The sequence below is a fragment of the Caballeronia sp. LZ019 genome (assembly GCF_031450825.1).
Lineage (GTDB): Bacteria > Pseudomonadota > Gammaproteobacteria > Burkholderiales > Burkholderiaceae > Caballeronia.
Genome location: NZ_JARTVZ010000001.1, coordinates 439,724 through 463,629, shown reverse-complemented (window position 1 = coordinate 463,629; position 23,906 = coordinate 439,724). Strand labels below are relative to the sequence as shown.

Genomic DNA, 23,906 nt, shown 5'->3' with positions numbered 1-23,906 from the left:
TCAGCCGAGCCCCTGATTGATGATCGCGAATTGCGCGACGGATGCATCGTGCGGCGGCGTACCGTTGCGCGCCATCTTGATGACGGTATCGACGCGCGGCAGGCCGACGGTCGCGAGCCAGTCCGACAGGCCGCTGTCGCCGGGCGTGTCGATGCGCGTGAAGCGGTCCTCGTTACGCGCAAGCAGGTGCGAGATCAGCGCCTGGGCGTGGCGCACGTGTTCGTCATCGGCGGTGATGGAAACGACGGGGCCGATTGCACGGCCGCGCCCGAAATCGCGGATGAGCGCGAAGCCGAGCGTGTGGCCGTCGCGTTCGATCACCACGCCTTGCGCGGCGTCCAGCAGCGCGGGCAATACTGCGCTGCGATCGAAGCCGCTTGCGCGCGATGCGAGTGCGACGAGCGTGGGGGTATCGCCTGCATCGATTGCGCGGATGCGTTCGCCTGGCCGCAGATCGATGAAGGGCACGGAGAAATCGGCGGATTGATGCTGATGGACCGCGCCGATGCGCCGGAAGCCGAGCTTCGTATAGAGCGGCTCGCCGGCGGGTGTTGCGTGCAGCACGGTGATGCGGTTGCCGAGCGCGTCGAGCAGCAGTTCCATCAGCTTGCGTCCAATGCCTTTGCCCTGGCTATCCGGCGCGACGATGACCATGCCGAGCGATCCGCCATCGTCGCCGTGCTTCCAGCAGAGCGCCGTGCCGACGACGCGTTCGCCTTCCTGCGCGACGAAGCCCTCGCCTAGATCGAGCACGAAGCGCCAGTCATCGGCGCGATGCGGCCATTTGACTTCGACGGATAACGCGTGCGCCGCGGGGATGTCGTCGGCGGTGAAGGGGCGGTAGAGAAGAGCGGATGTTTCGGCGGCGGACACGGCATGCTCCACGTTGCAAGATGCCTGTCACTTTGGCACGCTGCGCCGAGCGCGGATAGGACGATCCTGCTGCGTCACGCAGCCGGGTACTGCACGGCGGTGGGCGAATGGACGATCGCGCCTTGTGTGAGACGCGCTTCTTCGATGCGGTCATCGCCCATCAGATGGAACACGGTCTCGCCGTGCGCGAGCAGATAGTCGGCGACAATGCGCCTGTGGCAGCGCCACCAGACGGCCTCGGAGCACATGATGGCGCAGCGCTGTTCGCGGCCGAGGCTGATGAGGAGATCGAGACCGGTGCGGAAGGCGTCGGACAGTGCGTAGTCCGCGTAGTTGTGGAAGCTGCGGTTCTCCCAGAAGCCGTTGACTTCGGGCGGGATGTCTCTGGCCTTGCTGCGCAGGCCGCCGAGTTCGGCGATGCGTTCGTAGACGATCCCGTGGGGTTGCAGGCTCGTGGGCAAGGTATCGGCGTTGAACTGGGGGTTCGTGCGCGATTTCGGTACGGTTCGGATGTCGATCAGGCGCTCGACGTTCGCTGCGTGGAGGAGTGCGGCCAGTTCGTCGATGGATCGGGTGGAATGGCCGATGGTGTAGAAGGGAAGGGGCATGGGCGGCTCGTGCGGTTTCGGAGTGAGGAGCAGGAGGTGTGCCGGGGGCGTGCGATGACGCCCGATGCGATCGATGTATCGCCGCAGACGTATGGTGACCCCGCGACGGAACCCGCACGATCAGTTTCGCCGCGCCGCCACGCTCGCACTAACGAAGCACGGTGCAAGGCCCGCCTCCCCCCCCCCAACATCCACTTCGAGCTCAAAAAGTCGACCAGTCGCCATTACCCGAAAGCACCGGCGCACCCGACGCCTTCACCGCACCGACCGCCGCGCGCGCCCTTTCACGCACCAACGGCCGCGTTACGGGACCAGCAGCCGCAACCGTCTCTCCCGTCCGAAACACTGCAACCGCTGCGCTCAATTGCTTCGCCTGGTCCTCCATCGATCCCGCCGCCGCAGCCGCCTCCTCGACCAACGCCGCGTTTTGCTGCGTCACCTCGTCCATCTGCGAGATGGCCTGATTCACCTGCTCGATACCGCGCGTCTGCTCGTTCGAAGCGGACGCTATCTCGCCCATGATGTCGGTGACGCGCTGGATCGCAGTGCCGACCCGCTGCATCGTTTCGCCCGCCTTCGCGACCAGTTCCGTACCGGCCTCCACGCGACCTCCGGACGTTTCGATAAGGTCCTTGATCTCCTTCGCCGCAGCCGACGACCGCTGTGCAAGACTGCGCACCTCACTCGCAACGACCGCGAAACCGCGCCCCTGCTCGCCTGCACGCGCGGCCTCGACGGCTGCATTCAGCGCGAGGATGTTCGTCTGGAATGCGATGCCCTCGATCATTCCGATGATCTCCGCGATCTTGCCCGAACTCTGCTCGATTGCGTCCATCGTTTGAATGACCTGTCCGATGATCGCGCTGCCTTCGTTCGCGACGACGTTCGCGTTGTCGGCGAGGCCGCTCGCCTGCATCGCGTTTTCGCAGTTCTGCTTGACGGTCGCAGTCAACTCTTCCATGCTCGCTGCCGTTTCCTCCAGCGACGCGGCTTGCTGTTCCGTGCGCGAAGACAGGTCCGTGCTCCCGGCCGCGATCTCTCCCGATGCCGTTCGAATCACGTCGACCGACTCCTTGATGCCGTTTGCAAGCGCGGACAGCCTGGCGAACGCCGCCTGTATCGCGCGCATGAGATCGGCGAGTTCATCGCGGCCAACCGCTTCCACTCGATGCGTCAGGTCGCCCTGCTCGAGTGCGGTCATCGCATCGAGTGCATCCTTCACGGGCTTCGTCACGGAGCGGGTGATGACCAGCATCGCGGCAATCGCCATGAACACGGCCGCGATGGTCGCCCCGATCGACAGCACGAACGCGCGGCCATAGGCGGCATGCGCTTCCTTCGCGGACTCGTCGGCGAGTTCGAACTGGTAAGAAACCAGCGCGTCGAGCGCCGCGAAATACTGGCTCTGAGCGGTCGCCAGCGGCCCGGCGATCTGCGCCCGGGCATCGTCAACATTTCCTGCCGTCAGCATGTCCACGGCGACATTGCGCGCAGCGGTGTTGCGGCCACGTGCCTCGACCACCGCGTTGAAAAGCTCCTGACCGCGTGACGACGAAATCAGCCGCTGCACGCGTTCCAGGCGCTGTGACGTTGATCTGGATGCCTCAATAACACCGGCTTTCATGGCCTCGATGTCGTCAGGGCGTCCAGTGATTGCAGCGCGCTGCAATCGCAATACCGTCTGGCTCGCCGAGTCCTTGGCTTTAGATACCTCGGCCGCCTTGACCATTCGATCATCGGTTATCAATGTGATCTCATTGTTGAGACCGCGCATGTTGAAGAGATTGATTGCGGCGACGAGAACGAGCATCGCAACGAGAACGCCGAAGCCGACAGTCAGCCGGGTGCCGACCTTGAGGTGGTGCAGTTTATTCATTGATAGTCGAGGACCGGTTGTTAAGGTTGGGCAGGAACAGTGAGAGTCACGGCCGGTCGCCGGTCGCTGAGTTCGCCAAGGGTCGCCTGACAAACCGATGCTGCGAAACTGTCGCCTTCATTACATTTATCGACCCGTCTCGCGGAAACTTTACCTATTTGGTTAATCGCACGGCTGTGCTATGTAATAGATACCTAATTCACTCAACCCGATTCGCCGCGATGGAGTTCTTGAACGCTTCGTACGCCGGGCCTTTCGTTACCCCGTCACTCTCGATCAGGCCGTAGTCCGCGTCGATCATCGTGAATAACATGATGCTTTCGAGGTTGTACTTGTCCTTGATCGCGTAGTACGACGCCATCGTTTCCTGCACATACGCCGATCGCGCCGCCGGCGAATCCGCCGAGCCGGACCAGCCCCATTCGGTCAGCCAGATCGGCACGTTGAACGAGTCCTTCAGCACTTGCAGCACGTTGATGCATGCGTTGTTGCGACCCGCGCACTCGATCTTGCCCGAGCTGTGATACCAGTGATACGTCGTGTAGTCCCACTGCACCGATGCCGCGCCCGATACGCCCGTTGCCGTGCCGTTCGGCGAAAGGCCGTTCCACAGCATTTGCAGCGCGCGATACGCCATCGGAATGCCGACGTTCACGCCGCACTTGATGGCCGGATCGACCGCCTTGACGCCCGCGATCATGCCGCGAATCACGCCACGGAACGCCGGCCACTCTGCCGGGTTCCAGTCGGACGTCTGACTGCCGTCGCCGCCAATCTGCAGGCCCACGGTATCCAGTTCATTACCGCATTCGATATGCGTGACGAGGCCCTTCAGCGGCTGCGTGCAGCGCACGGCAAGGTCATAGCCGAGCGAGTACGCCGCGGCTTCGGTGCCGGTCGGATTCCAGCCCGCCGAACGCGGATTGAGCACCGGCATGATGCCGACACCGCTGCCCGCGAATGCGCCGCGCAGCGCCATGGCAAGCGTCGCCGACATGCCGGCGTCGGCCGTGTCGCAGCGATACATCGTCACGCCGAGGTCCTTCAAAATCGCAAGCTGCCGCTCGGCGGTCATGGTGACGTAGACGCCCGCGCCCCAGGCCATGTGACCGTTGATGCCATAGAACAGCGACGTGTTCGAGGGCTTGACGACGTTGCGCGGATCGATGCTCCCGATGTTCTTCCACGGCGAGCCGTTCTGATACCACACGCCGCTCAGGTTCTGCGCGTAGATGATGCCGTTGAAATAGAGCACCAGTGACAGTGCAACGCTCGAACCGGTCAGCGCGTTCACGCCGTCCTTCATCACGCGACCGTCAACCAGCGTCCACACCGCGCCCGCGCTATCGGTGATGGATGCGGCCGGTGGAATAGTGATAGCGGGCGGGTAAGTTGCGCTCGGCGAAACCGCGTTGCTCGATGGATGCGTTGCATCGACCGAAACCGTGTTGCCGGATGACTCCGTCGCGCTTCCTGTTCCTGATGCGCCGTTTGCGACGCTGCTCGAAGCAACGGTCCCGGATGGCGGACTGCCGCCGCCTCCACATGCCGATAACGCCGCGCCGCCGGCTTCGGCCATCAGCAGACACAGGAACGCGCGGCGGGACAACCGTTGGTGAACAGTCCTGCAATGCAGGAGTTGTTCGATACGCTTGCCACGTTGTTTCATTGAGTAATGCGATTGCAATGAGTTGGGCTATGAACGTTTCCGGTGCTGATGGCGATTCGGTCTGTATCGCATACGTTCGAAAGCGCGCACGTCAACGGTCATTGAAAGGAAACCTAACTATCGAGAGCGTGACGATTGCCTGAATCCGATAGCCAATCAAGTGTGAAGTCTTTTGCCGAACTCTGCCGCAACGCGCACGGCAACTGAGATTTACCGGATCGACACTTGCACTTCGACACGTTTCTTGAATACCGGTCGCGGCACCGTGAACCGGCCGGTTGTTGCAACGTGGACGCGCATCCACCTTGTCAACAGAGAGTCGTATAGTTCAGGAGATGTCAGGAGCGATAGCGAACGACGGCGTCGATTGAATCGGACGCGGAAGCGAAAGGACGATCATGGCCAGCGAGTGGAAGCGGCGCGCGACACGTTTCATCCAGCGTTTCTGGCAGCCCGCGTGCGCATGCATGACGTGCATGCCCGGAAGCTGGAGTCAGGTCATGAATCTCGCGCACTGGACGACTGCGCTCGAGACAGGGCTTTTTACCGGACTGTTGGCGGTCCTCGTCACGTTCACTCCCGCAGGCAAGCTGTACGCGAATCGCTATGGCAACGCAGCCGTCGTGGCGGTGCTGAGCATGTTGGGCGATGCGTATTCGCACGCGAGCCGGTATCGCGCGCCTTATCTCGAACATGTGCTGACGGGAGTGGTCGCCGGTGCGCTTGCGCTAATCGCTTCATACGTGTTCGAAGATCGCGCCGTCCGCATAAGAAGGGCGCTGAACTATGTCCGGCATTTTCGCGCGCATTGATCACGGCGGCCGCGTCAGGCTGTCGCGTCGTCCGCTATCGACTCGCGCACGAAGCGCACGCTCGCCCGGTGCGGACGAGGCACACGGGCGATCTTCGATCGCCGCTCACAAGGACGATCGAGAAGCAATCAGGGCAATTGCGCGGCTAGTGCGAAATGCTTTCCAAAGACTTGCCCAGCGTTCGCGGACCCATCAGGCCGATTGCGAGAATCACGAGGAACATCGCGCTTGCAATGAAGACGAAGACGCCGTGCACGCCGAAATCTCTGAGGACGAACGCAATCACGAACGAACTGAATACGGCGGACAGTCGGCTCCAGGAGTACACGAAGCCCACGGCGCGCGCGCGAATCGTCGTCGGATAAAGCTCTTGCTGATAGGTGTGGTACGTGAATGAAATGATATTGCCGGCCAGCGTCAGGAGCACGCCCAACACGACGATCGTGGCCGGTGAACCCGCCTGGCTGAAGAGAAGACCGGCGGCGATATTGACCGACGCCATCGCGACGATCACATGCTTGCGCTCGAAGCGGTCTGCGATCCAGTATCCGAGCAAGGGACCGATTGGCGCCGCGAGCCCGATGACAGTGGTGTACAGCAAGCTGGATGTGACCGTGATGCCTTGCTTCACCAGCAAGGTCGGCACCCAGTTCGCGAAGCCGTAGAAGCCGACCGTCTGGCAGATGTGAAAGATGATGAGCATCACCGTCCGGCGACGATAGGGCGGCTTCCACATATCGGCGAAACCGGCGCGTCGCGGAACAGGTTCGGACGGACCGGGCGGCGGCAGCGGCTGACCGGACTGGCTTTCGACCTGTCTCTCGAGTTGCGCCAGCGCCGCATCCGCTTCGTCGATACGGCCTTTGCTCGCGAGCCATCGCGGGCTCTCGGGAAGATTGCGGCGGAAGTACCACACGAACAGGGCGCTCACGCCGCCGATCAGGACGACCCAGCGCCAGCCGTCGAACCCGAACGGCGCGATCGGCACGAGCAGGTAGGACAGGTAGGCGACGACTGGCACAGCCGAGAAGCCGATGGCCTGACAAACCGCGAACGCTCTGCCTCGCAAATGCTTCGGCGCGAGTTCCGACATATACGTGCCGATGGTGATCAGTTCCACGCCGATGCCGAGTCCCGAGATGAACCGCCACAGGTTCAGCCCGAATGCAGTGTCCTGGAACGCCATGACGGTGTTGGCCGCGACGTACCAGAGAAGCGAGTAAGTGAAGATGGCGCGGCGGCCGAATTTATCGGCGAGAAAGCCGCATGCAGCGGTGCCGATGAAGAGTCCCGAGAACAGCGCTGCGATGAAGCTTGCCACGCCGGATGTGCCGAACAGCCCGTGCGTCGTCGATGAAAGAATGCCGCTCTTGACCAGCCCCGGCGCGATATAGCCGGTGAAGAGCAGATCGTACAGCTCGAAGAAGAAGCCGAGGCTCAGCAGCAGGATCAGTTTCCATACCGCTTTCGTCGCGGGCAGCCGATCGAGCCGGGCGGAGATTTCACCGACTTCGCCGCCGGTAATTGCCGCTTCCGACGCGCCCTGGGCTGGCGCTCGAAAGCCCGAGCTACTGTCCGCGATGGCCATGGGTGTCTCCTGAATAATGATGTGATCGTTCACTGAAACTGAAAGCACGCCGGGCGATTGCCCGCGTTGTTGCCGCATCGGAGAGCGCACGGACGCGTCACGCGCAGAGCCGCTGCAACTCGTCGAACGACATCACCTTGCCTGCGATCGCGCTCGCCGCGACGGTAGGCGGGCTTGCGAGCCATACCTTGCCCGGCCCCGAGCGGCCGTTGAAGTTGCGATTGATCGCGCTGATCGTGACCTGCGACGACTGCGTCGATGACCCGGGGCCGCAGTTCGCACACGCGCCGCAAGAGGGTTGCAGGAGGGTCGCGCCGACCTGCTCGAATGCCTTCAGGTAGCCACGCTCGACGCAATAGTCGCGCACGTCGGACGTGCCGAACTGCAGGAAAAGCTGAACGTTCGATGGAACCGTCAGCCCGTGAGCCGCAGCCCATGACAAGACTTCGTGATAGTGTTCGAAGTCCTCGCGCTTGCCCGCCGTGCACGATCCGCCGTAGGCGATGTCCACCGCCGGCCGTTCGCTCAGCGCGGACAAGGGCACGCCGTTACCGGGATCGCCCGGCGCGGCGAGCATCGGCGTGATCGCGGCGCAGTCGATATCGATCACGGCCACGTACGCTGCGCCTTCATCGCTGCACATCCAGGCTTCGAGCGCGAAATCGATGCCGCGTCGCTCCTTGAGAAAGCGGACCGTCTCGCGGTCCGGCGCGACGATGCCGGTGAAGCCGCCCAGTTCGGCGGTCATGTTCGTGAGCGTGGTGCGTTCGTCCGTGCTCAGACCGGCGATTGCGGAGCCGGCGAACTCGAAGACCTTGCCTACGCCGGAGCCCTTTCGAATGGCGGGATCGGCGAGAAGATGCAGGACGATGTCTTTCGCCGTGACGCCTGCGGGAACATGGCCGTCGAGATTGATGCGCAGCGACTGCGGCACGGTCAGGCGAACGGCGCCCGTGACGAACGCATTCGACATGTCGGTCGTGCCAACGCCGAAAGCGACGCAACCGAGCGCGCCGCTGTGCGGCGTATGCGAGTCGGTTCCGACGACGACCTGGCCCGGAAGCGCGTACTGCTCGGCCATCATCGCGTGCGAGATGCCTTCGGACCCTTCGTCGAAACCGCCATCCAGTTCGTTCAGATAGCCGTGATCGACGAGTCCATAGTCCTTCGCGAACGCGCGATGCGCGCTCGACAGTTCCCGCACGTTAGGAAGCAGGCCGTTCCTGATATGCAGCTCGCTCTTGTGCGAATACGAGAGATGATCTTCGAACGCGAGGATCGTTTCGGGTTGATGCAAGGTCAGCGGGCGGCCGAAGGTCTTGTGAAGCATGTGCGCGGCCATCCCCGTGTAGTACTCGTGGATGAAGCGCCAGTCGGCGCGCATGAACGTCCCCGAGCCGGGCGCGAGCGTCGCGTCCGTCCCTTCGGTTTTCAGCGCATGACGCTCGAGAATCTTCTGGGTAAGCGTTCGCGGCCCCGCATCCGGTTGCGCCGATGCGGGAACGATCTGCTTCATGTGCGCCGCGCCGTATCGCAGGAGTCCGCCGTTCCTGAGAATCGCGGCCGCAAGAGCGTCGCGGGAGCCGACGAGCTCTTCGATATCGACGGCCTCGCCCCGCTGGATGCGGTCGATCAAACCGAAGTCCGTCGACGTGAAGAGTCCGAGGTTGTCCGCGTTCTGCCGATAGATTCGTTCGAAGCTGCGGGCGATGACGAGACGAATGCCCGCGCTGTACTCGGCCAGCGGGCTATGCTCGCGTGATGAACCCTTGCCGTAACGATTGCCGCCGACCGTCACGCAGAACCCGCCGTCCCGGACCGCGTGGTGGCCGATGGGATTGCGATCGCCAGCATGGAACCCGACGTAAGGCACCGCGCCGAGCCGCTCGTCGAAGCGCGTGAGGACGCTCATCGGCGTGATCTCGTCGGTCGAGATGTCGTCTCTCAACGCGCCCGCCGTGGCGAGCGTCAGGTCGCGGCCTTCGAATTGCTGCTGAACGAGGTCCGGGTCGGTGCTCAGAAACAGAATCCGGCCCGTGAGGGTTAGGCTTGCCATCGAACATCTCCTTGGGAGGAGACTGTAGACGGCAAGCGCGCCACGGTGGAAGTGCTGATTAAGCAGGGACCATCTCGCAGATTGCGAGATCGGAACTAACCCTTATGCTGCGTGAGGAAATCGATCAGCGCCTGAACCGCGCGCAGCGCCGGCGTCTTGCGATAGGCATGGACCTGCAACGAGCGGTTCCGCGCCCATTCTTCATCGAGCGGCTTGCGGACGAAATTGCGCGATCCCGCGAACGCAGAAGCGGCGCTCGTCGGCACGACGCCGATGCCGAGACCCGCTTCGACCATCCTGCACTGAGCGTCGAAGCTGTTGACGGTGACGACGAGGTGCAAGGGCGTTCTCGCCGCTTCCGCCCGTTCCTTGAGGACCTGATCCAATGAGCCGCCGGCCTGCAATGCCACGACCGGATAGCGAATCACATCGTCGAAAGCAAGGGTGTCGTGCTGCTCGAGTTCGTGGCCGGGCGGCAGCACCACCATCAGCGGATCATGGGCGAAGCGCCACGTCTGCAGTTGCGACGGCGCCTCGCGATTCGCCGATATCCCGACGTCCGCGCGACCGTCGAGGCATGCGCGAATCACTTCGTCGCTGATCTGCTCCGTGAGAGCGATTTCCACGAGCGGATACGCCGCCTGAAAGCCCTTGAGAAGCTCCGGCAGAAAGCCGACGATCGCGGAAGCGTTCGCGAATAGCCGCACCGTCCCGGCCACCTGACCGCCGAGCGACTGAATCTCGCGCGCCATCTGCCTGAGCTGCCCGTCGACGGACTTCGCGCACGAAAGCGCATGACGTCCCGCTTCCGTCAGCTCGACGCCGGCCGCCGACCGGATGAAGAGCGGCAGGCCGATCACCGCTTCGAGATCGGTCAACCGCCGGCTCAGCGCGGACGCGGCGATATGGTTCAGGCTCGCGGCACGCGCGATCGAACCGGTCTGCGCAACAGAGATGAAGAGTTCGAGGCTGTAATGATCGATTCGCATGGCGTCTTCTCAGCCTCCGCGCCCGTAGCCGAGAAAATCGGCGAAGGCGTTCGCTGCAGGAGATAACGGCGAGCCCTTCTTCCACAACATGCCGACGTCCATCTGCGGGACGGCGTCGGCGATCTCGCGCGCCTCGATGCGCTTGCCTTCGAGCGACCACGGGCGGAACACCATCTCCGAGAGGATGGTGACGCCGAATCCGTGCGACACGAGTCCGCGCAACGCTTCCATCGATCCCGTGCGAAAAAAGATGTCGGGCCGGGGCGTCACCTTCTTCCAGTAGCGCAGCGCGGATTCCTCGCCCTCGTCGACGGTCAGCATGATGTACCGATGCGCCGCGATATCCCGAAGCGTCGGGCGCTGAATCCTGGCGAGCGGATGCGAAGGGGCGACCCACAGTTTTCGCGGCGAGCTGACGAGGCTGCGATGCTCGAACCGGCCGATCGACTCGAGATTGGACAGGATGGCCACGCCCACGTCGATGTCGCCCGACGCCACGGACGCTTCCAGCGTCGGCCGGTCGAGATCGTGCAACTCGAAGTGAACCTGGGGATAGCTCGCGGCGAATCGCGCGAGCACTTCGGGAAGGAAGTAGCCGAGCACCGTGTACGAAGCCCCGATCCGCACCGTGCCCTGAGCTTCCTTCGAACGGGAGCGGGACTTGTGGAGCGCGTCGCTGAGCGAGTCGAGCACGTGCCGCGCGTGGTTGTAGAAGTCGTGGCCGTCCAGCGTCAGCGCGACGCCATGAGGCAGGCGTTCGAAGAGCTTCGTCCCGAGCGCGCCTTCGAGCGACGACACCGCGTTCGTCACCGCGGACTGCGACACATGCTCGTTTGCGGCAGCCATCGAAATCTGACCGCTTTGCGCGGCGGCGACGAAGTACCGCAGTTGACGGATCGTGATGTCGCTCGGCATTCGAAAAAGTCATAGCGGGTTTTCGAATTTATGATTTTACGATAGGCGGGGCGGTTCCTAAACTCCGTGGAAACCAATGACATGCCCGGAGACTCGACGATGACAGCCGAACTTTCCAGTTCCGTTTCGCTGGAAGACAAGTATCTGAAGCCGCAAGGACGCGTCTATGTGACCGGCACTCAGGCGCTCGTGCGGATGCTCCTCGCGCAGAAAGCGCGCGACGAGTCCCGGGGCCTGAAGACGGGCGGTTTCGTATCGGGCTATCGCGGTTCACCGCTAGGCGCGGTTGACCAGGAGCTATGGAAAGCCAGGAAGCATCTGGAGGGCAGCAACATCAAGTTCACGCCGGGCCTCAACGAAGAACTGGCGGCCACCGCCGTGTGGGGCACGCAGATGGTCAACCTCGACCCGAACGCGACGGTCGACGGCGTATTCGCGATGTGGTACGGCAAAGGGCCGGGCGTCGACCGCAGCGGCGACGTGTTCAAGCACGGCAATATCGCGGGCACATCGAAGCACGGCGGCGTGCTTGTCGTCGCGGGCGACGATCACAGTTGCAAGTCGTCGAGCCTGCCGCATCAGAGCGAACACGCGTTCATCGCCGCGATGATGCCGGTGTTGAATCCGTCCGGCGTCCGGGAATTCGTCGAGTTCGGCCTTCACGGCTGGGCGATGTCGCGCTATTCGGGATGCTGGGTCGGCTTCAAGACGATTACGGACACCATCGAAACATCATCGTCGTTCGAGGTCGATCCGGCATCGGTCGAGATCCGGATTCCCGATAGCTATCCCGTTCCGCCCGATGGCTTTTCGCTGCGCTGGCCCGACGCGCCGCTGGAACAGGAGAACCGGCTGCAACGCGAACGGCTCTACGCGCTGCTCGAATACGTGCGGTTGAACCGGCTCAATCGGCAAGTCTGGGACGCGCCGCAGGCCCGCTTCGGCATCGTGACCACCGGCAAGAGCTATCTCGACACCCGTGAAGCGCTCGCGCTGCTCGGGCTCGATGAGGAAGCTGCACGCGCGCTCGGCGTTCGCGTGCTGAAGATCGGCGTCTCCTGGCCGCTCGAGCCGCAAGGCGTCAGGGCGTTCGCGGACGGGCTGTCGGAGATACTCGTCGTCGAAGAGAAGCGTCAGATCATCGAGTATCAGATCAAGGAGCAGTTGTACAACGAGCCGGTGTCGTCGAGACCGCGCGTGGTCGGCAAGTACGCCGAAGCCGGCGAATGGGTGCAAGTTCCCAAGGACGGCATTCTTCTGTCGCCGAACGGCGAACTCAATGCTTCGACCATCGCGGCAACCATCGCGGCGCGGCTGGCGCGTGTCTTCGGCGAAGATGGCTTGCCATCGGGCGTTCACGCTTTCCTCGAAACGCTTGCCGGCAACGAAGCGCGTCCCGCGCTGAACACGAAGCTGCCGCAACGCGTGCCGTACTTCTGCTCGGGATGCCCTCATAACACGTCCACCAGGGTGCCCGACGGAAGCCGGGCGGTCGCGGGCATCGGCTGCCATTTCATGTCGATGTGGATGGACCGCAGCACCGAGACGTTCACGCAGATGGGCGGCGAAGGCGTTTCGTGGATCGGCCAGGCGCCGTTCACCGCGACGCGCCATATCTTCGCCAATCTGGGCGACGGCACTTACATGCACTCGGGATCGCTGGCGATCCGTGCGGCGGTCGCGGCGGGCATCGACATCACCTACAAGATTCTCTATAACGACGCCGTCGCCATGACCGGCGGGCAACCCGTGGAGGGCGGGCCGAGCGTCCTCCAGATCGTGAATCAGGTCGCGGCGGAGGGCGTGAAGCAGGTGCATCTGGTGACGGACGAACCCGCGCAGTTCGATGCGGCTTCGTTGCCCGCGGGCACGCGGCTTCTGCATCGCGACAGGATGGAGGAACTGCAACGCGAGCTGCGCGAGGTCGCCGGGGTGACGGTCATCGTCTATGCGCAGACCTGTGCCGCCGAAAAGCGCAGACGCCGCAAGCAAAAGAAACTCGCCGATCCCGCGCGTCGCGTGTTGATCAACGAGGAAGTCTGCGAAGGGTGCGGCGATTGCGGCACGCAGTCGAATTGCGTGTCGGTTCTGCCGCTCGAAACGCCGCTCGGCCGCAAGCGGACCATCGACCAGAGCTCGTGCAACAAGGACTTCTCGTGCGTGAAGGGATTCTGTCCGAGCTTCGTCACGGTGGAAGGCGGCACGTTGCGCAAGCCGCGCAAGGCGGAAGTCGCCGTTCCGTCCAATCTGCCGGCGGTGAAGTTGCCCGGCTTGAGCGAGCCGTACAACGTGGTCGTGACCGGTGTCGGCGGAACGGGCGTGGTGACGATCGGCGCGTTGATGGGCATGGCGGCGCATATCGAAGGCAAAGGCGTGCTCGTCCTCGACATGGCCGGCATGGCGCAGAAGGGCGGCGCGGTGATGTCGCACATCCGGATCGCGCGCGCGCCCGAGGCGCTCCACGCCGCACGGGTCGCAGCGGGGAAAGCGCACCTGATACTAGGCTGCGACATGATGGTGGCGGCAGGCAAGGATGCGATCGGTTTGTGCGATCCGGCTCGCACGGTCTCCGTCGTGAACACCGATGTCGCGCCTACCGGCAGCTTCGCCCGCGATCCCGACTGGTCCGCGTCGCCGCAAGCCCTGATTGCGCAGGTGCAGGAACATTCGCTGGTCACGCACTCGCTCGAAGCGACTCGCATCGCAACTGCGCTCATGGGCGACGCCGTGGCGACCAACATGTTCCTGCTCGGCTTCGCATGGCAACGCGGGTTCGTTCCGCTCGAAGAGCGATCGCTGATGCGCGCCATCGAACTGAACGGCGCGGCCATCGAGATGAACAAGGCGGCATTCGCGTGGGGCCGGCACGCCGCGCTCGATGTGAACACGGTCAAGGCGGCAGCGGGTATCGGCGAGCCGGTGAGCGTCATCGCGATGCCGCCCAGGAGACAAACGCTCGCGCAGATCATCGCGGATCGCGTGCAGCGGCTGACGGCCTATCAGAATGCCGCTTACGCACATCGCTATGAACGTTACGTCAGAGAGGCCGCCGAAAAAGAGCAGCAACGCGTGGGCGGTGAGAAGGTCAGCCGCGAGATCGCCGTGAGCTTGTACAAGCTGATGGCGTACAAGGACGAATACGAAGTCGCGCGTCTCCATGCGGACACGGATTTCGCCCGGCGCGCAGCCACGCTGTTCGAAGGCGATTTCCGTCTTCGATTCCATCTTGCGCCACCGTTGCTCGCGAAGAAGGACAAGCAGGGGCGACTGGTCAAGCAGGAGTTCGGAAGCTGGATGCTGTCCGTCTTCAGGGTGCTCGCGCGAGCGAAGGTGCTGCGAGGGTCCGTGTTCGATCCGTTCGGATATACGGCGGAGCGCCGGCGCGAACGCAAGGCGATAGAAGAATACGAGGCATCGATGCGCGAGGTGGTCGGATCGCTCGATGCGCAACGGCTCGACACGGCAATCGAGCTTGCCAGGTTACCGCAGAGCGTTCGGGGCTACGGCCATGTGAAGGAGCGTAATGCCGGCATCGCCGAAGCGAAGCGTGCCGCCTTGCGCGGGCAGTACGAGCGGGGTCATCCGGCGACGAAAGCGGCGGCGTGAATCGGATCATCGGTGGCGCATTCGACGCCGCCCGCCTCGCAGTGGCGGACGGCAGGTTGCGCGAACGTACGGCGATCGTCTCCGGCCAAGCGGCGTGAGTGCAGCGGACTTCACTTCGTCGGCGCTTCGGCAACGCGTCGTTCCGATTGCAATACGCAACACACGCTATCGAGCCGCACGGCACGCAGTTGGGCCGCGTGTCAACACCGGGCCACTGATGGAAGTCTTATCGAAGCACCGTGCGGTGCGCCACTCGACACCAGGCTCGGCAACGCGAGAGCGGACACGTCGACGGCTGCTGCACTCGTTCGTTGACCGCACTCGCGACGCTCCCATTTCGTGCCTAGCCGGCTCACTCAGCAGTTGCCTTTCTTTCCTTGCCCCGGCGGGCAGAATCCGTTGCCCGGACCGCCTTGCGGTTTGACCGTGACATACGGCGCATCGGGGACATAAACGGCGCATCCGCTGAACATGCCGGCGGCAACCAGCAATGAAACGAGAACGACGGATTTCTTCATTAAGCAGCTCCATTAGGGAAGGGGCGCCGCAAAGCCGGCCGCCCCATCGTGGTTTGTCAGAAAGTAAAGTCGACGCTGGTCTGGCTCATCGTGGCGTCGACCGGCGCGGACTGCGTTGCGCCCGAAGCAGCATCCGCCTCCAGCGTGTATTGACCGGCTGCGGCGGGCACTGCAGCGAAGCTGAGCGGCAGCGATGACGAATACGTACTGATCAGCGGCGCCGCTGCGGGCAACGACAACCGGTATGCGCCGCTATCCAGATTCGCGTTGCCAGACGCGATTTCGTAGCGGTTCGCATCGAGCGTCTGTAATGCACGTACGAGCGCGTTCGCGGTCGGCGTCGCCGTCCCGCTCACGATGCTCATCGGCGAAGGGGGCAGGGCAATAGGCGCGGCGGGCGTCGAAATTGCCGTGTTCGCATTCACGACGACCGGCACCGAGCGCACGATGCCCGAGGCGACGTTGTTCTGAACGATGACGACATCGTAGGTGCCTTGCGTCGAACTTTGAATGAGCGGCGAAAGGACGAACTTGCCGGTGGTATCGGCGATGGTTCCCCGGACGACCTTCCCGCCCTGCTCGGCATATACCGTGGCGCCCGCTTCGGCAGCCGCGACATAGCCGGAGATTTGCCCGCTCACCGTGGCCGGGGTTGCGGTCACGACCGGCTTCAATGCATACGACCCGTTGCCGCGCGCGACAACCGACTTGCAGGCGTTGAAGTCCAGCACCAGGTCGGCGAGCGTGTTCGGCTGCACCGTGAAGGGCTGGATGATCTTGTAACCGCTTTGCGTCGCGCTGGGCGTCGCGAGCGGCTGTTCGGCGCCGCCCGTGGGCACGACCGAGTTGGCGAGCGTGTTGCCGGTATTCTGAGCCAGGACGAGGCGCACCTGCTGATATTGACCAGCCGGCAGCGCGACTGGACCGAGATCGGCGAGCACGCCATTCGTCAGGGAGAGCAGATCGATTCTTTGCGGCGTGGACGGAACGATGGCGGTCCACCCTGCGTCACTGTCCGTGGCCTGGGCGTTCGCGTTGACTCGCACCTGCGAAACGGTGACATAGACGTGATCGAAGCCGCACGCGGGTGCATCGGTCATGGCCACGTGGAGCGTACCCGTCGGGGCGTTTGATCCGTCATTGCCACCGCCTCCGCAGGCAGCGAGCAGTGTCGACATTGCTGCGGTCAGGCCGAGTCTTCGCCAATATCCTCGATTCATTTCGTCACCTTTGTTTTTGTTTGAAGTGACGGCAGCTTATACCGCAATTGATCGGAGGAGTGTAACGAGGAACGGCCGAACTGTAACTTTTACATCGATACGTAAGGGCGAAACAGACACCGTGATTGCGGCGAACAACAGCGCAGCACGTGGCCGAAATGTCGTCATCATCCAAGCCATTCGCCGGCGCGTGTGCGCAGCATCCCGCCGAACTCGTCCAGCCAGCCGATGGATAGCCGCCAGCTCTGCCAGTACAAGGCAACGTCGAGGTGCCGGCCGGGCGCCATCTGCACCAGTTCGCCACGCTGCAATTGCTCGCCGATCATGCGTTCGGGACACATGCCCCAGCCGAGTCCGGCTACGCAAGCCCGAAGAAAACCCGCGACGTGCGGAATCCAGTGCAGCGGCGGATTCACTTCCGCGCGTGTCATGCGGCGAATGAAGCGCTTCTGCAACTCGTCCTTCGCATTGAACGAAACGCATGGCGCGGCCCGCAACGTTTCGCGCGTCACGCCCTTGGCGAAGTGCGCCTGAAAGAAGCCGGGCGAACACACCGCGAAATAGCGCATGCGGCCGAGATGCGTCGAACGGCAGCCCTGCACCGGCTCGGCCTGCGTGGTGACGGCGGCCTGCACGGCGCCTTCGCGAATGAGTTGCGCCGTGTGATCCTGATCGTCAATGACGAGATCGAGCAGAATCTGTCGCTCGACGCAGAAAGGCGCGACCGCATCGACGAACCAGGTGCCGACACTGTCGTCATTGACGGCCACGCGCAACGTGGGCCGCCCTTTGGCCAAACCCGGCAGATCGGGCAGCGTGCCCGCAAGCTGGGCTTCCAGAATCTGCACGCGCTCGGTATGTCGGCACAGCAGCGCGCCGGACGGCGTCGCGACGCAAGGCGTACCGCGCCTGACCAGCACCGTGCCGACGCGTTCCTCCAGCAGTTTTACGCGCTGCGAGACTGCGGAAGGCGTGACGTTCAGTGCACGCGCCGCCCGCTCGAAGGAGCCGTGGCGAACGACGGCGCATAGTGCATCGAAGAGAGCGTAGTCGAGCATTAGCGATGCTTAATCGGCGTTAGGAAAGTTAGCTTTGCTTCGTCGAAGCTGTCGGGCAATCTACCGGAAGTCGTCGATCCTGTCCAACTCTCTTCCGATTGCATCCATGAACTCGCTTTCCTTCTGGCACGGCGCGGCGCTGTGCGCATCGCTTATCGTGACCATCGGCGCGCAGAACGCCTACGTGCTCCGGCAGGGCATCCTGCGCTCTCACGTCGGCAAGATCGTCGTGTTGTGCACGCTGTCCGACTTCGCGCTGATCGCAGCGGGCGTGGGCGGCGCATCGGCACTGGTCGAAAGCTATCCGCGCGTGGTCCACGCGCTGCTCTATGTGGGTCTCGCCTACTTGCTCTGGTTCGGCCTGAACGCGCTGTGGCGCGCATGGAAGCCGTCCCATGCGACGATCGATGCCGCAGCCGGCGCCAAGGCCACGTCAACAGTCGGCGCGGGCGCGGCGATCCTGACCACGCTTGGGTTGACGTGGCTCAATCCGCACGTCTATCTCGACACGTTTCTGCTGATCGGCACGGCAGGCGCTCGCGAGCCCGCCGAAGGGCGACTGACGTTCGCCATCGGGGCGATGGCTGCGAGCCTTGTCTGGTTCATCGCGCTCGGCTATGGCGCACGAGTGCTGGCTCCGCTGTTCCGTCGTGCGGGCGCGTGGCGTGTCTTCGATGGCGCGATCGGCGCGATGGTGCTCGCCATCGCCTTCACTCAGGTGCGTTGATTCGCGTTGCGAGGATGACGGGTTGAACGCGTTGTCATGCGGTCAACCCTCCGACGCCCGCCCCTCCTGCGCGTCGTTGAATCAGAACTCCACGCGTGCGTTGATCGCGACAGTGCGTGGCTCGCCCGGCTGAATATAGTTCGCGTACTGGAATTCCCAGTAGCGATGATTCGTCAGATTATCGATGGCCGCACGAACGCCGACGTTATGTCCTGCAATCTTCGTCGCATAAGTCGCGCCGAGGCTGTAGATCATGTAGCCCGGCACCTTGATGTCGCCTGCAGGACGCAGGCTCGTGTTGCCCGTGAACTTGGCCGACGCGCCGAGCGTCAGGCCCGGCACCACGGGCACGGCATACGCCGCGTGCGCGGCTGCGATGAACCCCGGTGCGCCGGCGACGCGATTACCGTCGTAGTCCGAACCTTTCTTGTACTTCGTGGCGATCCACATGAGATCGCCGCCAATGGTCCAATCGCGGCCGAGCCGCACGTCCGCGCCTGCCTCCACGCCCTGAAACACGGACTCGCCGTCTTCCACGAAGACGTTGTCGCTGTTCGCATACTGCGCGCCGCGCTCGATGCGAAACAGCGCAGCCGTCGCGCTCCAGCGTTCGTTCTGTGTCTTGACGCCGACTTCGTATTGCTTGCTGCGAAGCGGATTCAGCACCGCGCCGGAATTCGCGTAAGTCGTGCCGACGACGTTGCCCGCTTCGAGCGATTCGACGTAGCTCGCATAGAGCGTCGTGCCGGGCGTGAGCTTGTACATCAATGCGACGGAAGGCGTCGCAACGCCATTCTTCGAATACGTCGAACTCGTCGTGCCGTCGACGGCGTAACCGTGCTGTTCATAGTTCGTGAAGCGCACGCCGCCGAGCACGGACCAGCGGGATGTCAGCGCGATCGTATCGCTTGCGAAAATGGCCTTCTGCACGATGTCCGCATTGCGATAGGTGATATAGCCGCCGCCGCTGTAGCGGTTCACGTTCGGCTGATAGATGTTGCCGACGCCGATCTGCTCATAGAACGAGTTGGCGGTATTGTCGTTCGTCTGCTTCTGATAGGACGCGCCGAACACGAGTTGATGCTGGAACGGCCCTGTCTTCACGAGTCCTTCCGCCATGATCTGCCACGCGTTCAGTTGATGTCCTTCATTGCCTTCGAAGCGCGTATCGGTGTAATCGCCCGCGAGGTCGGTCAGATAGAACGTGCTTTCATTTCGATAGCGCGTGCTTTTGCTGAATCCGTAGGTTGCCGAGATCGTCCAGTCCTGATTCAGGTTGTAGCGCAGGCCGGCCGTGTAGAGCTGCAGATTGGTGTTCAGGTGCTGATCGGGCGTCACGAGCGTGCTGCTGCCACCGCTCAACGGTACGGGCAGCGCGTTGCCCGTAAGGCCGGAGGTGGATATCGCCGTCGTGATGCCGGATGCATGCCGCTCCTGATACAACGCGCCGAACGTCGCGGTCAGATCGCGCGTGAGGCGGGCGTCGGCGGACAGCGAGAATGAATCGCGGCGCACGTTTCCGTCGTTATAGGTCTTACCTTCCTCGTGGGTCGCGTTGAAACGGTAGCCGAACATGGCGTTGGGTCCGACGCGTCCCCCGAGGTCGATATGCTCCGACCATATGTTGGTCGATGCATAGCCCACGTTGACGCTCGCAATCTGCCGGTCGGTGAGCGGCGGTTTCTTCGTCACGTAATTCACGACGCCGCCCGGCGCGCCGAAGCCATACATGAAGCCGGACAGGCCCTTCAACAGTTGCACGCTTTCGAGCTGCTCGTAAGGCATCGTGATGCCGTAGGCATTGATCGGTTGCCCGTCGATGCGAAAGCCGTTTTGCCAGTCGAGCTGCAAGCCGCGCACGGTGATGTAGCTCGCCCATGCGTTATACGGGTTGCTGTTGTCCGATACCGACGCGTCCTGCGCGAAGACATCGCCGAGCTTTTTCGCCTGGCGATCCGCGAGTTCTTCGCCCGTGACGATCGTGGTCGAGTAGGGCGTGTCGAGCTGAGTGCGAGTGCCGAGCGCGCCGGCACTCACGTCGCTCCGAAGGTGCTGTCCCTGGTCTTTGTCGCTCGCGGCGGTGACGGAGACGGCGGGAAGCGTCGTATCGGCCGCTGCAGGGCCGGTTTGCTGCGCGAGCGCGCAATGACTGGTGGCAAAGAGCAGAAGTACCGCCAGGATCGATGGCCGCAAGGTCCACCCGCCGGGAGCACCGGCGTCGCGCGCTGCTGAGGTCATTTTCTTCGTCGTTCTCGTCTTGGGAAATGCGAACCATTCGCATTTGCACGGACGCATTCTGACGGAGTGATATCGGTTTGTAAACTATCCGGCCGATGAACCGATCCGTTCCTCGAGCGAACCGGCATGTCGGTCCTTCGACCGACATGCCGTGTTCATCGCGGCCGTGCCGCACGTTGACGATCACGCCCCGGAAGTCATGTCCACCGCCAGGAATCGTTCGATGACGGCCGAATGGGTTCGCGCAAGGGCCGGATGCTCGACGCGGTAAAGCGGCCCGGAGCCGGCAAGCGCGAGAGTGAACGTCAGCCCTTCACGCAAACGACCTGCTTCAGCGTGTGCACCACTTCGACCAGATCCCGCTGCGCTTCCATCACGGCGTCGATGTCCTTGTAGGCCATCGGAATTTCATCGATCACGTCCGCGTCCTTGCGGCATTCGACGCCTTCCGTCGCACGCACCTGATCGTCGATGCTGAAACGACGCTTCGCTTCCGTGCGGCTCATCGTGCGTCCCGCGCCGTGGCTGCAGCTATGGAAGCTCTCCGGATTGCCCTTGCCGCGAACGATATAGCTCTTCGCGCCCATCGATCCTGGAATGATGCCGAGCTCGCCCGCGCGTGCGGACACCGCGCCCTTGCGCGTGAGAAGCACGTCCTTGCCGAAGTGATGTTCCTTCTGCACGTAGTTGTGATGGCAATTGACCGCTTCGACGTGTGTCTCGAACGGCTTCGTGATGACCGTCCGCACGGCGGCGATCAGATTCGACATCATCACTTCGCGGTTCATGCGGGCGAACTTCTGCGCCCAGCCGACGGCCTGCACGTAATCGTCGTAATGCTGCGTGCCTTCGGGCAGATACGCGAGGTCCTGATCGGGCAGGTTGATGAAGTGCGCGCGCATGTCCTCTTTCGCGACTTCGATGAAGTGCGAGCCGATTGCGTTGCCCACGCCTCGCGAACCCGAATGCAGCATGAACCACACGAAGCCCTCTTCATCGAGGCAGATTTCGATGAAGTGATTGCCCGTTCCCAGCGTGCCGAGATGCTTGTAGTTGTTCGTGTTCCTGAGCCTCGGCGTTTTCTGCACGATGACGTCGAACTCGTCTTTCAGCGCCGCCCATGCGTGATCGACAGGTTGGGGCGGCGTCTCCCACGAGCCCTTGTCGCGGCCCTTGAATCCGCGCGTCTTCGGCGACATGCCATGCGGCACGGCCTTTTCGATGGCGCTGCGCAAGGCGCCCAGATTGTCCGGCAGATCGTTTGCGCTCAGCGTGGTCTTGGCCGCCATCATTCCGCAGCCGATATCCACGCCGACCGCTGCCGGAATCACCGCGCCGAGCGTCGGGATGACGCTGCCGATCGTCGATCCCTTGCCGAGATGAACGTCGGGCATCGCCGCGATGTGCTTGTAGATGAACGGCATCTTCGCCGTGTTGCTCAATTGGCGCTTGGCTTCCTCTTCGACCGGCACGCCCCGGGTCCACATCTTTACCGGGCGGCCGCCGTCGACGTTCAGTACGTCGTATTCGTCGTGTTTCATGGTGTTTCTGTCCAGATTTGATTGACTACGCACCAGGCGTCGATAGTGGAATGCTAGCAATCGGCGTAGCCACCTCGGTAGTGGCGCGACCCTTTTTCAATCTAATCCGGCAAGCGTCGAGACGACGGCGAGCCGCCCTGCGCGCGCAACCGCGACCTTCAGCCCCGTGACGCCGAAGCCGGCGTTACACGCCGGCCGACAGGTTCAACCGGCCGCAACGATGCATCAACCCGCGCATGTGACGGGAACCGTCGAAACGGCACAAACGATAGTAAAACTACGTCAAGCAAGCCGTGGCGATTCATGCTGAACATCACCCGAAATCAAGCCGAAGCCTGAATATGCAAGGCGCTGCGCCGCATCAAGTAGTAAACCCTAGCTTGATCGCCGAAACGCTTCATCGGTATATTTTGATCGTAATACTACGTCGAGAGGGAACGGCACTAACAACCCTGTCGAGCCTGTCCGAGCAAGCGTCGCTGGTCCATACCGATGTTGAGGAGACAACAACTATGGAAGAAGCATCAGAAGTCGCATCGCGTAGAAAGTTTCTGGCGGGACTCGCCGCCACGGCCGGCGGCGTTGCGCTGTCGTCGGTGTCGAAGCTCGGATTCGCCCAGCAGAAAGTGTTCGTGCCGTTCAGCAACAAGAGCCTCGACTACTACTTCTTCGTCACGCAGCAGGAAGCGGTCAAGCGAGCCGTCGAAGCGAAGGGCTGGCAGTTTCAGGCGGTCAACGCCAACTTCAGCAACACCACGCAACTCGAGCAGTGGAACAGCCTGATGCTGAAGAACCCCTCGGCGATCATCGCCGATCCGATCGACAGTCAGGCCATCGTCAGCGTCATCAAGAAGTTCAACTTCAAGAAGATACCGGTCGGCATCATCGATACCCCGGCGCTCGGCGGCGATGTCGCGATCACCGTCGACTTCGACAACAAGGCGGGCGGCGTAATGGCCGCGGAAACCATCGTCGCGGCCCTGAAAAAGAAGAACGGTTCCGCGAAGGGCACGGTACTGAACTGCTATGGCGCGCTGCAGTCGGTCGCGTGGCGTCTGCGCAAGGAGGGCTTCGAAGAGACGATGAAGAAGTATCCCGACGTCAAGCTCATCAGCCGTCCGACCGAAGGTCTGCTGAAGAACATGTTGTCGGTCACGCTTTCCACGCTGTCCGAATATCCCGACCTCGACGCCGTTCACGCGCCCAGCGATTCGCCCGCGCGCGGCATCGTCACGGCGTTGCAGCAGAAGGGCAAGTGGAAGAAGGTCGGCGAGCAGGGCCATGTCATTTTCGTGAACATCGACGGTGAACCCGCCGCGTTGCAATGGATCGCCGATGGCTACATGGACGCCGTGGTGTCGCAGGACCCGATCGCCTATGCGCAAATCACCGTCGAAATGCTCGACAAGTATTCGCTCAAGGGCCAGCCGGTGCCGCACGGCGACTATCAGAACAGTCAGTACTTCTGGGAAAAGGCGGTCGTGACCAAGTCGGAGACGGGACCGAGCCTCGTCATTCAGCCGTTCGTCGTCGATGCCGGTTCGGTGAAGGACAAGCGGCAGTGGGGCAACATCGCCTATAACGAATGGGGCATCCGTTACTCCTGATTTGC

At 62.8% G+C, this 23,906-nt stretch carries 17 protein-coding genes; 4 read left to right on the top strand and 13 right to left on the bottom strand.

The annotated features are described in order from the left end of the window. The 4 genes from P9255_RS01990 to P9255_RS01975 form a co-directional block, all read right to left on the bottom strand. Positions 1-873, bottom strand: a complete 873-nt coding sequence (locus P9255_RS01990) for a GNAT family N-acetyltransferase (RefSeq protein ID WP_309768618.1) — start codon at positions 871-873, stop codon at positions 1-3. Positions 874-947: 74 nt separating this feature from the next. Next, positions 948-1,481, bottom strand: coding sequence for a DUF488 domain-containing protein (locus P9255_RS01985; protein ID WP_309768617.1), 534 nt, complete (start codon positions 1,479-1,481; stop codon positions 948-950). 202 nt (positions 1,482-1,683) lie between these two features. After that, positions 1,684-3,357: a methyl-accepting chemotaxis protein gene (locus tag P9255_RS01980; protein WP_309768616.1), complete on the bottom strand. Its 1,674-nt coding sequence runs from the start codon at positions 3,355-3,357 to the stop codon at positions 1,684-1,686. A gap of 199 nt (positions 3,358-3,556) precedes the next feature. Beyond that, the gene (locus P9255_RS01975) at positions 3,557-5,026 is read right to left on the bottom strand and encodes a glycosyl hydrolase (RefSeq protein WP_309768615.1); all 1,470 of its coding nucleotides are present in this window, start codon (positions 5,024-5,026) and stop codon (positions 3,557-3,559) included. Between the two features lie 398 nt (positions 5,027-5,424). Here P9255_RS01975 and P9255_RS01970 point away from each other — a divergent pair, with 398 nt between their 5' ends. Next, the gene (locus P9255_RS01970; RefSeq protein ID WP_309768614.1) at positions 5,425-5,838 is read left to right on the top strand and encodes a hypothetical protein; all 414 of its coding nucleotides are present in this window, start codon (positions 5,425-5,427) and stop codon (positions 5,836-5,838) included. A 145-nt stretch (positions 5,839-5,983) separates the two neighbouring features. Here the strand turns inward: P9255_RS01970 and P9255_RS01965 are convergent, their stop codons facing one another. From P9255_RS01965 to P9255_RS01950, 4 genes are all read right to left on the bottom strand, one after another. After that, entirely contained in the window at positions 5,984-7,426 is a 1,443-nt protein-coding gene (locus P9255_RS01965) for an MFS transporter (RefSeq protein ID WP_309789082.1), read from the bottom strand. 97 nt (positions 7,427-7,523) lie between these two features. Further along, positions 7,524-9,482 (bottom strand): aconitase family protein, encoded by a 1,959-nt coding sequence (locus tag P9255_RS01960; RefSeq protein ID WP_309789081.1) that lies wholly within the window; start codon positions 9,480-9,482, stop codon positions 7,524-7,526. 95 nt (positions 9,483-9,577) lie between these two features. Next, a complete protein-coding gene (locus tag P9255_RS01955) occupies positions 9,578-10,471 on the bottom strand; it encodes a LysR substrate-binding domain-containing protein (RefSeq protein WP_309768611.1) in 894 nt (297 codons plus the stop codon). Between the two features lie 9 nt (positions 10,472-10,480). Then, positions 10,481-11,386 (bottom strand): LysR family transcriptional regulator, encoded by a 906-nt coding sequence (locus P9255_RS01950; protein ID WP_309768610.1) that lies wholly within the window; start codon positions 11,384-11,386, stop codon positions 10,481-10,483. 99 nt (positions 11,387-11,485) lie between these two features. On the opposite strand from P9255_RS01950, the gene P9255_RS01945 reads away from it, so the two are divergent. Continuing rightward, positions 11,486-14,992: an indolepyruvate ferredoxin oxidoreductase family protein gene (locus P9255_RS01945; RefSeq protein WP_309789080.1), complete on the top strand. Its 3,507-nt coding sequence runs from the start codon at positions 11,486-11,488 to the stop codon at positions 14,990-14,992. Positions 14,993-15,348: 356 nt separating this feature from the next. Here P9255_RS01945 and P9255_RS01940 read toward each other — a convergent pair whose 3' ends face one another. The 3 genes from P9255_RS01940 to P9255_RS01930 form a co-directional block, all read right to left on the bottom strand. Continuing rightward, a complete protein-coding gene (locus P9255_RS01940) occupies positions 15,349-15,510 on the bottom strand; it encodes a hypothetical protein (protein ID WP_309768608.1) in 162 nt (53 codons plus the stop codon). Positions 15,511-15,566: 56 nt separating this feature from the next. Then, positions 15,567-16,730 (bottom strand): DUF4382 domain-containing protein, encoded by a 1,164-nt coding sequence (locus P9255_RS01935; RefSeq protein WP_404980231.1) that lies wholly within the window; start codon positions 16,728-16,730, stop codon positions 15,567-15,569. Positions 16,731-16,897: 167 nt separating this feature from the next. Next, positions 16,898-17,788, bottom strand: coding sequence for a LysR family transcriptional regulator ArgP (locus P9255_RS01930; RefSeq protein WP_309768607.1), 891 nt, complete (start codon positions 17,786-17,788; stop codon positions 16,898-16,900). A 106-nt stretch (positions 17,789-17,894) separates the two neighbouring features. On the opposite strand from P9255_RS01930, the gene P9255_RS01925 reads away from it, so the two are divergent. Further along, positions 17,895-18,515, top strand: a complete 621-nt coding sequence (locus tag P9255_RS01925) for a LysE/ArgO family amino acid transporter (protein WP_309768606.1) — start codon at positions 17,895-17,897, stop codon at positions 18,513-18,515. An 81-nt stretch (positions 18,516-18,596) separates the two neighbouring features. On the opposite strand, the gene P9255_RS01920 is transcribed toward P9255_RS01925, so the two are convergent. Both P9255_RS01920 and P9255_RS01915 read right to left on the bottom strand, forming a co-directional pair. Beyond that, complete coding sequence (locus tag P9255_RS01920) at positions 18,597-20,753, bottom strand: TonB-dependent receptor (RefSeq protein ID WP_309789079.1); 2,157 nt, start codon at positions 20,751-20,753, stop codon at positions 18,597-18,599. A gap of 305 nt (positions 20,754-21,058) precedes the next feature. Next, positions 21,059-22,294, bottom strand: coding sequence for an RtcB family protein (locus P9255_RS01915; protein ID WP_309768604.1), 1,236 nt, complete (start codon positions 22,292-22,294; stop codon positions 21,059-21,061). Between the two features lie 512 nt (positions 22,295-22,806). On the opposite strand from P9255_RS01915, the gene P9255_RS01910 reads away from it, so the two are divergent. Beyond that, on the top strand, positions 22,807-23,901 hold the full coding sequence (locus P9255_RS01910; RefSeq protein WP_309768603.1) for a sugar ABC transporter substrate-binding protein: 1,095 nt from the start codon (positions 22,807-22,809) through the stop codon (positions 23,899-23,901). Positions 23,902-23,906: the final 5 nt, after the last annotated feature.